The organism is Proteus sp. G2618, from assembly GCF_009915995.1.
In the GTDB taxonomy this organism is placed as follows: domain Bacteria; phylum Pseudomonadota; class Gammaproteobacteria; order Enterobacterales; family Enterobacteriaceae; genus Proteus; species Proteus terrae.
The window spans coordinates 46,271-59,913 of the sequence record NZ_JAABNI010000016.1 but is presented as its reverse complement, the minus strand read 5'-3'; the positions used below and the strand labels follow the sequence as shown (position 1 = coordinate 59,913).

General features: G+C 39.4%; 13 protein-coding genes. 2 read left to right on the top strand and 11 right to left on the bottom strand.

What is annotated here, in order from left to right; genetic code table 11:
• The 9 genes from GWJ01_RS08620 to efp all read right to left on the bottom strand — a co-directional run bounded on the left by GWJ01_RS08620 (position 1) and on the right by efp (position 10,443).
• Positions 1-1,569, bottom strand: a complete 1,569-nt coding sequence (locus GWJ01_RS08620) for a hydrogenase 4 subunit F (RefSeq protein WP_109402373.1) — start codon at positions 1,567-1,569, stop codon at positions 1-3.
• 4 nt (positions 1,570-1,573) lie between these two features.
• Positions 1,574-2,224 carry a hydrogenase 4 membrane subunit gene (hyfE, locus tag GWJ01_RS08615; RefSeq protein WP_036934333.1) on the bottom strand — a complete coding sequence of 217 codons (651 nt, stop codon included), beginning with the start codon at positions 2,222-2,224 and terminating at the stop codon, positions 1,574-1,576.
• A 12-nt stretch (positions 2,225-2,236) separates the two neighbouring features.
• Positions 2,237-3,688 (bottom strand): hydrogenase 4 subunit D, encoded by a 1,452-nt coding sequence (locus GWJ01_RS08610; protein WP_075673439.1) that lies wholly within the window; start codon positions 3,686-3,688, stop codon positions 2,237-2,239.
• Positions 3,689-3,694: 6 nt separating this feature from the next.
• Complete coding sequence (locus tag GWJ01_RS08605) at positions 3,695-4,645, bottom strand: respiratory chain complex I subunit 1 family protein (RefSeq protein ID WP_109394981.1); 951 nt, start codon at positions 4,643-4,645, stop codon at positions 3,695-3,697.
• Positions 4,646-4,657: 12 nt separating this feature from the next.
• On the bottom strand, positions 4,658-6,673 hold the full coding sequence (gene hyfB, locus GWJ01_RS08600) for a hydrogenase 4 subunit B (RefSeq protein WP_161710977.1): 2,016 nt from the start codon (positions 6,671-6,673) through the stop codon (positions 4,658-4,660).
• A 1-nt stretch (position 6,674) separates the two neighbouring features.
• Positions 6,675-7,295, bottom strand: a complete 621-nt coding sequence (locus tag GWJ01_RS08595) for a 4Fe-4S dicluster domain-containing protein (RefSeq protein WP_075673437.1) — start codon at positions 7,293-7,295, stop codon at positions 6,675-6,677.
• Positions 7,296-7,615: 320 nt separating this feature from the next.
• Entirely contained in the window at positions 7,616-8,512 is an 897-nt protein-coding gene (locus GWJ01_RS08590; protein ID WP_161710976.1) for a pirin family protein, read from the bottom strand.
• A gap of 159 nt (positions 8,513-8,671) precedes the next feature.
• On the bottom strand, positions 8,672-9,148 hold the full coding sequence (locus tag GWJ01_RS08585; protein ID WP_109394978.1) for an RpiB/LacA/LacB family sugar-phosphate isomerase: 477 nt from the start codon (positions 9,146-9,148) through the stop codon (positions 8,672-8,674).
• 728 nt (positions 9,149-9,876) lie between these two features.
• Complete coding sequence (gene efp, locus GWJ01_RS08580; protein ID WP_006536168.1) at positions 9,877-10,443, bottom strand: elongation factor P; 567 nt, start codon at positions 10,441-10,443, stop codon at positions 9,877-9,879.
• Between the two features lie 44 nt (positions 10,444-10,487).
• On the opposite strand from efp, the gene epmB reads away from it, so the two are divergent.
• The gene (gene epmB, locus GWJ01_RS08575; protein ID WP_161710975.1) at positions 10,488-11,516 is read left to right on the top strand and encodes an EF-P beta-lysylation protein EpmB; all 1,029 of its coding nucleotides are present in this window, start codon (positions 10,488-10,490) and stop codon (positions 11,514-11,516) included.
• Between the two features lie 223 nt (positions 11,517-11,739).
• The gene (locus tag GWJ01_RS08570; protein ID WP_161710974.1) at positions 11,740-12,378 is read left to right on the top strand and encodes an NAD(P)H-binding protein; all 639 of its coding nucleotides are present in this window, start codon (positions 11,740-11,742) and stop codon (positions 12,376-12,378) included.
• A gap of 104 nt (positions 12,379-12,482) precedes the next feature.
• Here GWJ01_RS08570 and GWJ01_RS08565 read toward each other — a convergent pair whose 3' ends face one another.
• A complete protein-coding gene (locus GWJ01_RS08565) occupies positions 12,483-12,827 on the bottom strand; it encodes a DUF4156 domain-containing protein (protein ID WP_023582946.1) in 345 nt (114 codons plus the stop codon).
• Positions 12,828-13,151: 324 nt separating this feature from the next.
• Positions 13,152-13,502 carry a hypothetical protein gene (locus GWJ01_RS08560; RefSeq protein ID WP_109402379.1) on the bottom strand — a complete coding sequence of 117 codons (351 nt, stop codon included), beginning with the start codon at positions 13,500-13,502 and terminating at the stop codon, positions 13,152-13,154.
• Positions 13,503-13,643 lie beyond the last annotated feature (141 nt).

Sequence of the window (13,643 nt, the reverse complement as noted above, 5' to 3'; positions counted from 1 at the left end):
TTACATCTCCTGAACCGATGTGGATGGATTGCTGATTAAAGCCGTTGGCCATGCATAAGTAGGTGACTCACTTTTATCAATATTCATCACGATATTAGCGGCATTTTCTAACAGCTCGCTGACAGGCTTAGGAATGTGAGTTCCCATTAACAGCATAAGAGCAATCAGAATGACCATTGGTAATGTGGTTAAAATTCCCAGTTCACCTTTAGCAACAACATCAGGTTTTGGACCAAAGACTGTTTTAGCCACCATACGAACTAACCCACCCAATACTACAGTCAATAACAATAATAATAGGATAGTTAAGCCAATGTGCTGAGAAGCTAAACCTGCTACAACAATCATAAATTCACTGATAAAGACGTTGAAAGGAGGCATACCGCCTAACGCTAAAGCACCACCAGCAAAAAGAGCTGCACTTAATGGCATCACTTTAAACATGCCTTTCACGACATTTAAATCACGAGTACCGTATTTCAATAACACGTTACCGGAGCCACAGAACAACAGTGCTTTCGCCAGACTGTGGTTTAAGGTGTGGAATAAAGCAGCCAAAATGCCAATTGGTCCGCCAATTCCTAACGCGACGGCAATTAATCCCATATTTTCCACACTGGAATACGCTAAAAGACGTTTCATATCGCGCTGAATAAGAATAAAGAATGCCGCGATAGCAACAGAGAGGAAGCCAAAGATTAACAGTAAGTTACGAGTAAATTCAGTACCGATTGCCGCATCAATAATAATGTAGTAACGAATGATGATTAACAGCGCGCAATTCAGTAGTACAGCTGATAACAGCGCACTGACTGGGCTTGGCGCTTCACTGTGCGCATCGGGTAACCATGCGTGCATTGGGAATAAACCCGTTTTGGTACCGAAACCGATTAAAATAAAGACAAAAGCTAAATGCATTAGTGTTGGGTCTAACTGGTCTGTATATTTCAACACTTCAGTCCAGAAGATGGCCTGATCTGGATCAGGCATAAAGCTTGCGGCATTGGCATAAACCAAAATAGTACCGAAAAGACCAAACGCCACACCCACACTACAAATGATGATGTACTTCCACGCAGCTTCCAGAGAAGAACGTTGACCATAAATTCCGACTAAGAATGCAGAGCTTAAGGTTGTTGCTTCAATGGCCGCCCACATTAAGATCAAGTTATTACTCGTGATTGCTAATAACATGGTGAATAAAAAGAGGTGGAAGAATCCATAGTAGTTACACAAAGTGCGTACTGAGATTTCACCCTCATCCACTTCGTGATTCATATAGCCAATAGAATAAAGCCCCGTTAAAAAGCCGATAATACCTAAGATGGTAAGGAATAATGCGCCTAGGCTATCTAAATGAACCCAATTAGCAGCAGCCAATATTTCGCCATGAGACATGACATCTGCCACAGTCCCTAATGCAGCGATTAACAATACGGTGATACCAATAGCATGAATACCCGTCACAACAGGACGCGCACCCGCTTTTAATAACGGACTTAGAAACGCCAGTATTGAAAATACCAACGGTGCAAACATTAAAATTGTTAACATGGTTGTTTGGTTCATCTCCTCACCCCTTCAGCGCGGTCAGTTGATCCACGTTCAGTGTGTTGAGCGTGCGGTAAATCTTACGAGCCAACACTGCCATAACAATCACAGCAAAGATGGCGTCAGTGGCGATACCGATTTCGACCAGTTCTGGTGCTCTCCACGCTAATAGTGCCAGTGTTAAGTGAGAGCCGTTTTCCATTAAGCAGTAACCAAAAGCTTGTTTTAGGATATTTCGTTGAGTCACGATACAAAGCAGACCCAACATAAAGTGTCCTAAAGAAACTGCAAGTGCAGGTTTCAAATCAACAACCATTGGTATTTGAATTGGCTCAACCACAAACCAACTTAAAATAACGATAACAGCAGCCAACAACATTAAAAGTGCAGGGCTAATAACACTGATATTCGCACTAGGATCGGATAACTTACGGAATGCAAATCCTAAAATAAGTGGCACAAGCAGAACTTTAGTAAAGAAGGCGGTAATCGCCCAAAGTGTGAGTTGGTGAGCATCTAATGTATTGGCTAAAGTGACGAAGATCATCACTAAAACGAAAGATTGCAATGCATAGAACCAACATGAAGCAATCGGCTTTTTAGCGCCAATTACCAGTAGCGAGGTGATCATCATTAACCCCGCCAAATTGTTTACGATAAGTGCTCCAGTCATGATTTATCTCCCTTATCCTAGCCAAGTGACTGCGATAACACTGGATGCAAAGGACATCACAATTAGTATTCCAATCACAATTTGCATTGCCATAGGAACAGGTTGCCCTTGTGCAACTTCTGTACTTGGTTTGCCAGGAACAACACGACCAAACCAGTAGATAAACCAAGTGAAGCTAGCAACAGATTCAATCAGTACTAGCACCATAATTGGTGTCATCACCCAGAAAACACTCGACAGTTCAAAACCTGCGGCAAAAATTGGGAATTTACTAAAAAAGCCATTCATTGGTGGAACACCTGCGATTGCCAATGCGGCAACACAGAAACCCACACCCAATAATGGATATTTGTTAATTAACCCTTTTAAGCGAGGCAACATACGAGTACCACAGCTATAACTCAACGCACCCGCAACTAAGAAGAACAAGCTTTTAGCGAAGGCATGGTTAAAGATATAAGCGATACCGCCTTCAAACGCTTCACGCGGTCCAAAGATAGAAATAGATAATGCAAGAAAGATATAAGAGAGCTGAGTAATGGTTGACCATGCTAACAGGCGTTTCATATCTTTTTGTGGCAGATACATCATAAAGCCATAAATCAACGTGATAACCGCCATGGTAATACCCACCCAACCAATAAGATGAGGGACATTACCATCTGCTGACATAATCGCACGAGCAAAGATGTAAACACCGACTTTTACCATTGATGCTGCGTGTAAGTAAGCACTCACAGGAGTTGGTGCTTCCATCGCATCAGGTAACCAAGCTTGCAGTGGTAATTGAGCTGATTTACCCCAAGCAGCAAAGAGAATTCCGCCAAACACAATCAATTTGGTTGGTTCATCTAAGGTTGCAATTGCGGTTAACTCAAAGGTACCTGTACTCACAAACAAGGTTGCTGCCGCAAGATAAAGACCGATTGAAGCAACGTGAGTGATCAACAACGCTTTCATTGCTGAGCGAAGTGATTTTTCAGATTGGTAGTAGCCGATTAATCCCCAAGAACATCCCCCTGTGATTTCGAAAAACAGGAGTTGACCTAAAATAGTCGATGAAAGGACTAAACCCGCCATTGCACCAATAAAAATCAGCAAGAAGGCATAATAGCGACGAGTACCATCATGTGGATGCTCACGGTTGCCATTGGTCAGATAGCCAGTAGAGTAAAAACTCACTAACAATCCTAAGAACACAACAGCGAAAGCAATCAATGTACTGACACGGTCAATGGTAAAACCAAAGAGCGCAACATCACCATATTGTACTAGCGTAATTGTGGTATCGACTTTACCTTCAGCGAGGAACTGCCAACCTAAAACAACCGTTCCTAATGTGGCTAATAAAGCGAATAGTGTACATAACCACTTCGCCATCCGATTTGGCATTAAGGACGTAATCAACGCCCCCGCAAATGGGATGAGTAAGGTCGCAAGAGCTATATTTTCCATTGTAATCATCGCTCCTTATAGACCGGTTAAATAGAAAACAAGAGCCAGTGCCGCAACACCGAATCCTAACCATGTCACATGGTGAGTCAGTAAGAAGCGACCACGCGCTAAACTGTTTTCAACCAATGACGCTAATACAAACACCACTAACAATTTCACTGCCATTAAAACTAACGCAATGATCAATGCAATAAAGGTGAATTCTGTTGCTTTACCGAAAGGAATAAATATGGCTAAGAACAGTTCAGCCACTACCACTTGTTTTAAACCAAGACCCAGTTTCACCATCGCAAAACCAGAGCCTGAATACTCAGTTAATGGCCCTTCTTGTAACTCTTGTTCGGCTTCCGCAACGTCGAATGGCATTTTGCCCATTTCGATAAATGCGGCAAAAGCACAAGCTAATAAAGCTAACAGTGTTGCAGTTGGAGATATCCAACCTTGAGCCAGTGTTGCACTGATAGTACCAACGTTGGTTGAACCCACAATTAAAGCCACCACAATTAGTGATAACACTAAGATAGGCTCAACTAACACACCCAGTGTTAATTCACGGCTAGCACCAATACCAGCAAATGGGCTTCCTGAATCCAAACCAGATAAAGAGAAGAAGAAACGATAAAGAGCAAACAGATAAATCAGTGCTATAAGATCCGCCGCACCTGCAAACAGTGATGTTGCTGTAAAGACAGGCAGTGCCATAGCAACCACCAGCATGCTTCCGAGTAACACATATGGCATCACTTGGAAGATCACACCAGATTGCTCAGGTGCTACTGATTGACGTTTAAATAATTTAAAGATATCTCGATAATCTTGCAGAATTCCGGGGCCTCGACGCGAATGCATCTTGGCGCGAATTGTGCGCGAAATACCTGTACATAATGGGGTTATCGCTAACAAAAAGAGTGCTTGTATTAGCGCGAATATTCCCATCATTAACGTAGGTGCTTCTTGGAAAGTCATAAGTCCCTCTCCTTACGCTGCGATGACTAAAAGCAAGATGACCAGCGCCGCGACAACGTATAGACAATAGAGTCTGAAATCCCCGCCTTGTAGGCATTGGATACGTTTTGCAAAGCGTTGGATACCACGAACCAGAGGATAAATAATGCGTTCATCCCAGAATGGTTCGACCTTTTCAGCACCGAGCTGTGTTTTATTAAAACCACGAGACAGCAATGGAGATGGATCAAGTTGTTTACGCATACGATAAAGTGGTGCAAACATGCTACGTAATGCTTGAGTAAAGCCACCTGCTGACACTGCCATATCTTTTTCCCACACATAACCACACGCCCAAGGATTACCTTTACGACGAAATGCTGGTTGATTGCCTTTCAGGCCGAGATAAATCAGGAATGGGATAAGCGGTAAAGCAATTAATAAAACAAATGTTAATGCTGGAGAGAACATTGCTTGCGATGCAGCATCAGGAACAAGCATTGAGCCTTGAGCTACAGTTAATGCGCTAGTTTCACTAAGAGACATTGCAATATTTGCAATAATCGGTGCGACAAAAGCAGCACCCACACCCAACACAACACAGAAAAGCGCTAATAAACCCATCGCAATCGTCATTGGTAGTGGTACTTCTTTTGCTTTTGTTGCTTGTTCACTACGAGGGCCGCCACAGAAGCTAACCCCATAAACTTTCACGAAACACATTGCCGCTAATGCCCCTGTAATTGCCAACATGATAATGGCAATAGGACCACTTAAGCGCATCACAAAGTTACCTTCGTGACTCATCGTGAATAGAGACTGATAGGTATACCATTCACTAACAAAACCATTTAATGGCGGTAACGCGGAAATCGCCATACAACCAATTAAGAATGCCGTTGCAGTGTAAGGCATCAGTTTGGCTAACCCCCCCATCTTATCCATATCACGAGTGTGAATTTGGTTAATAATGGCGCCAGCACCGAGGAATAATAATCCTTTGAATACCGCATGGTTTAACAAGTGATATAAAGCACCTAGCAGACCAAGTGCAGCAATAACAGGATGGTCTGTTGCCATTCCTACCATGCCAACACCAACCCCCATTAAGATGATGCCGATATTTTCAACGGTATGCCATGCAAGTAAACGTTTTAAATCATGCTCTGCTAAGGCGTACATAACACCTAATACAGAAGAAACAGCTCCAAACCCAAGAACAACAATTCCCCACCACATTTCTGTGGCACCTAATAAATCGATACCGACTTTGATTATCCCAAAGATACCAATTTTAACCATGACACCTGACATTAATGCCGATGCATGTGAAGGTGCTGCGGGGTGAGCTTTTGGTAACCAACTGTGTAAAGGCAACATACCGGCTTTGGCACCAAAACCAAAGAAACCCAGTAAGAACACCACAGAGGCCATTGCTGGAGAAAGAGAGAGTTGACGGAATGAATCAAAATCAAGGCTACCACTTTCACGCCACATCAAGAAGAAGGCAATCATGATTAATACAGAGCCTGCGTGAGCGATAAAGAAGTAAAGTAAACCTGCGTGAATAGATTCGTCATCTTGGTCAGCAATAACTAAGAACCAAGAAGCCAGTGACATCATTTCGAATAGGATAATAAAATAGAACGCATTATCCATCACAACTAAGCCAACCATAGAAGCAATAAACAGATTCATAAAGAATCCCATGCTCCAAGCGCCACGTCCTTTATATTCTTGTACATAAGCAAGAGAATAAAGTGCACACACGCTGACCAATAATGAAATGACGAACACCATAAAGGCGCCTAACATATCCATACGCACCACGAAGGCTGCAAAATCGAAAGGGCCTGCAGCGGTAAAAGTCGCGATTTCACCACCCAAAATAACCGGTAATGCACTTAAAATACCTAAGACACCACCAATGATTGCGCTGATCCCTGAAATAAGGATTGCCAACCCTTCCTGTTTTTTTAAAAACAGTGCAATAACGCCACCAACAACATACAGGATGACTGACCACAGCAGTAACTGAAGAGGTTCCATATTACTTCCGCTCCTGTGTCAAAGTAGATAAATCGTCAAGACTGGTAATTGGTTCCATCACTGAGCCTAAGCGACGCGTTTTCATCTGCTCTTCAAGTTTGTCTTCTTCAACTAAATGCAATGCATCGGTTGGACATACGTTGACACAAGCAGGGCCTTCATCTGAGAAAGCACATAAATCGCATTTCACTGCGATTGCGCGGACACCCACATTCCATGCAAGGAATGGGTTGGTTGTTGGAAGGCTTGCTGGTACATCAGCCAACATTTCTTCAGGCACAAAGTGTTCAAAAACAGCCGGTAAGTTAACGGGTTTACTGCCTGATGGTGTAATTGCACCAAAAGGACAAACCAGACCACACAACTTACAGCCAATACACAGGCTCTCATTAAGAAAGATCATATTATCTTCATGAGTGATGGCATTGACTGGGCACACGCGAGCACAAGGAGCATCCTCACAGTGCCGACAAAGCATCGGTGCTGTCTGATCCTCCACTTTTACCACTGTAAGACGCGGATGCGCCTGTAAACCCACAGCTTGGTGAACTTCTGAACAAGCTGCCATACAGGTATTACACCCTATGCATCGTTGTGGCTCTGCAATTACAAAGCGATTCATTCGCCACATCCTCCGAGAAAAACGTTTAACAGCATTACTGTCGTCAATTTTTCTTTAGATAAAGCATATTTCATGCCAAGAGAGGATCTAATTTATTTACGATAAAAATCATTGAGATAGAAATATAAAAAGCGATTAAGAATGACGTATCGACAATAATGACGTTGACAGTAAGTGGTGAGTTCTAAACAACAATTTTGTCGTCACTATGATTAGATATCAAAAATGGCGGAGCATAGAAAAAAAATAGCTGAATTATCTTTAGATAACTCAGCTAAGTTCAAATACGTAATATTAATATTTTCTTTTATAACATAAAATTAAGGCATTAAAGGCGATACCAGTGGTGTTCTTTCATCATTAACCACTTTACCAAAACGCCCACTGCCTGCATTCCAATCAGTGATTGCTTGTTGAATTTCTTCTTTGCTACGACCAATAAAATTCCACCACATCAAAATTTTTTCATTTAAAGGTTCACCACCTAAGAAAAGAATTTGAGCATTATCACTTAGTTCAATCGTTAATGATTCAGAGCTTTGTATTCCAATATAAGCAAGTTCATTCGCAGCAAAACTTTCCCCTTCTATTGTCATTTCTCCAGTTAAGACAAAAAGCCCATATTCATATTTAAGATTTAATGATAAAGGAATGCGAGTGGCATGTTTTGCCATAATATCTATGCCAACTATGGGTAATAAACATAATACGGGGGAATTGTAGTTTTGGTAATCACCGATTAGTAACGTGAAGTCAGCGCCATCAGCTTGCCATTTAGGGAGAGCAGGATAGTGATCAAAGCGCGGTGGCATATTTCTTTTATCCTTTGGTAGCACTATCCATAATTGTGCCAGATGGACTTCTTTTTTATCGCCGTGACTATCTTCTGAATGGCTAATACCGTGACCTGCTGTCATTAAATTTACTTGTTGAGGTCGAATAACTTGCTGAAAACCGAGGCTATCGCGATGCAAAATCTCCCCTTCTAACATCCAAGTAAAAGTTTGCAAGCCAATATGGGGATGTGGAGAAATAGCTAATCTATCGACAGTATCATTAAAAACAGTGGGGCCTAAATGATCGAGAAAACACCAAGGTCCAACTAATCGTTGTTTTTTATCAGGTAAAGCACGATAAGTCTCAATCCCTCCAACATCACGGGTTTTAGAGGTAATACGTAATGGGGCATTTACTGCATCAGAGTGTTGATGTTCCATTGTTCACCTACTTTTCATTCATTGTTAAGCCATAAAATGCTTTATTTATTATCTAGTATAGATACTAAACCTTTATCTATTTAATAAGCAAAATATATCACTTAAGTAAAAAAATAAGCCTGATAATTCAGGCTTATAAAAGTGAATAATAATAATGACTTAAATTTTATAAATTTTCTTTTCTACTTGTCTCATTGAATTTAAGCCAGATTGTAAATCTTCTGGTGTTGCTTCAGAAAAACCTTCTGTAAAGGTTGCTGATAAATAAGCATCAACCATCATTTTAGCTTTAAACGGTGTTATTAATAAGCCGCCCATTGCCATCATATTACAGTTATTAATGACCTTACAAAAACGGGCTGTCGTGACACTTTCACATACACCACAATAAACATTTTTATGTTTATTCGCACTAATACTCACCCCCATTCCTGTACCACAGAAAACAAAGCCAATATATTCAGGATGTTCAGAAATAATTGAACCAACTTTATCACCTACATCACAATAGCCAATAGGGCCTGATTCTGTGAGATCTTTTATTGTGTAATTTTTTTCTAACAAATACGATTTAATCGTATTTTTAAGTTCAAATCCTGAAGGATCAGCGCCCATAATAATCGTTCTATTTTCCATATAGCCTCCTAAAATAACTCAAGCACCACTGTTAAATATAACTAATTGATAACATTCAAATTTAAAATAAATTCAAAGAATATTATTTATATTTAACCTAAATAAAGTATAGATTAAAATTCTATTATTTGTGTTTAAGTATGGAGGATTTACAAAAAAAGAAGAAATAAAGAAATGGAAATTCATTCCATAAAAAGGTATTTAGCCTATAAAATAAGCTAAACTTATTATGTAATAAATTGAATTAATAAAAAAACAAAAGAGATATATCAAAGTAAATGTCTATATTGAAAGGGTTTCCCTAGTACAACTAAAATATAAAATAAAGATCAATAATATTACAGGATTAATGTTTTTATCTATACTCTTCAATATCTCTTAAAGGAAAGTCAAAATAACTTAAATAAATATTGCTGTGGATTATCTTTACCTAAATAACCTACACCCCCATTTTAAGAAAACGGTTATTTTTTAGCAATTCCAATATTGAATACGGTATTCTATTTGGGCATCAGAAATAATGAAGGGATAAATAAATCAGAAACAAAATAATAACACAAAAAATTAAATAATATAGTAATACAAATCACTCAAATTTTTAGAAATAAAATACTACCTATTAATCAATATTTATAAATTAAAATAAAAAAATACCGCAGATATTTAACATTATCTGCGGTAATTATTTATTGTGCTTAACGTTGCACTCAGTAAAATAATTTACTCGATTATTTTACGCGCGATACGTATTCACCTGAACGAGTATCAACTTTGATAACTTCGCCGATTTGTACAAACAGTGGAACTTTAACAACAGCACCAGTGCTTAATGTTGCTGGTTTACCACCTGTACCTGCGGTGTCACCTTTCAGGCCTGGATCAGTATCAACGATTTCTAATTCAACAAAGTTTGGTGGAATAACAGCAATAGGACGATTATCCCACAGTGTTACGATACACTCAGCTTGGTCGATCAACCATTTAGCATTATCGCCAACAGCTTTTTCGTCTGCTGCTAATTGTTCGAAAGTTTCGTTGTTCATGAAATGCCAGAACTCACCGTCGTTGTACAGGTAAGTTAAGTTGATATCCATGACATCAGCACCTTCTGCTGAATCAGTAGATTTAAATGTTTTTTCCAGTAATTTGTTAGAGATCAGTTTACGCAGACGTACACGAGCAAATGCCTGACCTTTACCTGGTTTAACAAATTCACATTCAGTAATGACGGCTGGCTCGCCATCTAACATGATTTTAAGACCTGAACGAAAATCGTTGGTATTATAAGAAGCCATGAATATCCTCTAACTTTTTTAATTTAAAATGGCATAGCCAAAAAATGGCACACATTGTAACTCATAATCACCCCACCAGAGAAGTCTGGTTAACACAACTCGCGCAGGCAATCAGTGATCCTGTTGAATTACTCCAACTTTTAGCATTGGAACATCACGCTGATCTCCAAAAAGGGGCTCAGGCGCGACGGCTTTTTCCGCTACGGGTTCCCCGTGAATTCGTTGCACGCATGAAAAAAGGCGATCCTAACGATCCATTACTTTTGCAAGTATTAACTGCAAATGCTGAATTTACCATAACACCAGGATTTTCTACGGATCCGTTAGATGAGCAACAAAATGCGGTGCCAGGTTTATTACATAAATATCAGAATCGTGCATTGCTTCTGGTCAAAGGTGGTTGCGCTGTCAATTGTCGCTACTGTTTTCGTCGTCATTTTCCTTATGAAGATAACAAAGGAAACAAAGCTAATTGGCAAAAGGCAATAGAGTATATCAAAAATAACCCAAAACTCGATGAAATCATCTTTTCTGGGGGAGACCCCCTTATGGCGAAAGATGATGAGCTTGATTGGTTAATAACACACCTAGAAGCGATCCCTCATCTTAAACGTTTACGTATCCACTCTCGCTTACCTGTGGTTATTCCTGCTCGCGTCACTGATGCACTATGTCAGCGCTTACAACAATCACGTTTGCAAAATATCATGGTACTGCATATCAATCACGCTAATGAAATTGATGACGCATTGAGAGAAGCCTGTGCAAAGCTAAAAAATGCCAATGTCACTTTATTGAATCAAGGTGTGTTATTACGCGGTGTCAATGACAGTGCTGAAGTCCTTGCGGATTTAAGTCGTGCACTATTTGATGCAGGTGTTATGCCGTATTACTTACACGTTCTAGATAAAGTACAAGGTGCTGCTCACTTTATGGTGCCAGATAGTGAAGCGAGAGAAATTATGAAAGTACTGATGAGTTTAGTTTCCGGTTATATGGTGCCCAAACTCACGCGTGAAATTGGCGGTGAACCGAGTAAGACGTTACTTGATTTAGGGTTACGTCAAGAGTGATCCCTGATGTTAACCGATACTATTTATGTTTAGATTATATAATTAACCCAACAGAATCACACAAAAGTGACTACACTATAAAGATAGGTTTGGTGGTGATTTTCATAAAAATCATTTATCTAATTAAGTTATGTTCACTTTCTTTCATTATGAAAAAGCACCTTATTGGGTGCTTTTTTGTCTTTTAAATCAGTGAACACTTAAATAGTATTGAGGAGAAAATATGAACATAATGGTAATCGGTGCAAAAGGACGAGTTGGGCATAAATTAGTTGGGACATTATTAGCTAATGGACACCATGTCATCGGAACTACCAGAAAAATCTCACACTCATCTAAAATCAAAGATTCACATTATCGTGAAATTGAACTAGATATCACAAAACCTTTGTCTTCCATTTCTCATAAATTCCCTGAACATTTAGATGCCATCTATTTTACAACAGGTTCTAGAGGGGAAGATCTATTACAAGTTGATCTACATGGTGCCGTAAAAACCATGCAAATTGCCATGGAGAAAGGTATAAAAAGATATATCATGCTTAGTGCAGTAAATTCTTTATTACCTGATAAATGGACCACATTAATTGATTATTTTACTGCTAAATATTTTGCAGATCTTTATCTGATCAATCAGACCAACCTCGATTACACAATAATTCAAGCTGGTTATTTAACTGAACATTCAGGAACACATAAGATCTGTACAAAAAAAGAAGAAATACCCGCTGATGGCAAAATATCTATTGATAATGTAGCGTTAACGCTTGCTGAAATTTTAGATAAGAAGAACACCTTTAAAAAATGTATTCCAATATTAGATGGTGATATCGAGATAAAAGAGGCTATTAAGCAGATCTAAATACTCAATAGAGCTGCCCTTAATAATAAAAAAAACAAACCTGACCCCAAAGAAAAAAGTATTGAGGTCAGGTCTTGGTACTTAAAAAGTAACCACGTATTCAATTACTGACACTTATAAACTTGCCCACTCATTTTGCTATCTAATGGTGCAAAGCTATCAACAAAGCTACCTGCGCCAGTACCAACGTTAAAAATAACGTTACCACCCATTGCGGCTGCTTTATTACGTAAGTCGTTAGCAGCACCTCGCAGTGATTGGCTTTCAGTACGGGAACCTGATAACCAGTTATTTTGAACACCTGTCACTGTTCCTAATAATTGGCATTCACTGCCTGGTTGCGTATCAGTGATTTGTACCTGTGAGCCAGCAGTGCTTAATGTGTTTGTTGCAGAACAGCCTGCTAGTAATAACGCTGCAGCAGCTCCCAATAACAATTTAATTCGCATGATCCCCTCATTTATTTGAGTGTCCGTTTAGTCAAGACAACAATATACCTTGTCATCCCTCTTATGCGCAAAAATAAATCATCATTACTATCTCACATTAGCCAATAGCCTTAAGATATTATTTTCGCTTCAAACTTATTTTAACGTACAAATTCGGCTTTGAGATAGACAAAGCAACAATGCCTCTATTCTACACCGCTTTTATGCTTTTAAAACGATCTGGCTTATTTTTGGTCTATACAGTGCGAGAATGAACACATAATTCGTTCATTTTTTAAAAATCTTCAGACAGAAAACCACTATCTGAAGATGATATTGGCCAAATTAACTCAAATGATGATTCAACGTTTCTTCTTTTAAATCTAATTCATGGCGTAAACAATGAAAAATATGCTCGCTAGTATGACGTAATTTACGTAACTGCTGTAATGTATCACGCTCCATTTTTAACGCACTGCGTGACAACTGGCGTTCCATGCTAAACAAGCGTTTCAGATCAAAAGCGCCTTCTTGCACACTATCTTCACTATCAAGACAACGACTATAAATTTCTAATAAATGCGAACCGGCTTCATTGCGTAGTGACATCTCATCAAGATCTTCACAAGTCTGGTTAATTAACTCATTAACATGTGCAATCGTGGCTATCAATAATGAACAGAGAATAACACCCATTGCAATAAAGATAGCGAGATCACAGGTTGGGAAAGGTGAACAGTATGATTAATAGCAATCGAGAGATAAATACACTCACAATCACAGCAAAAAGAAAGATAATCACAATGGCGACAACAGACATGGTAAACATCCCAATTT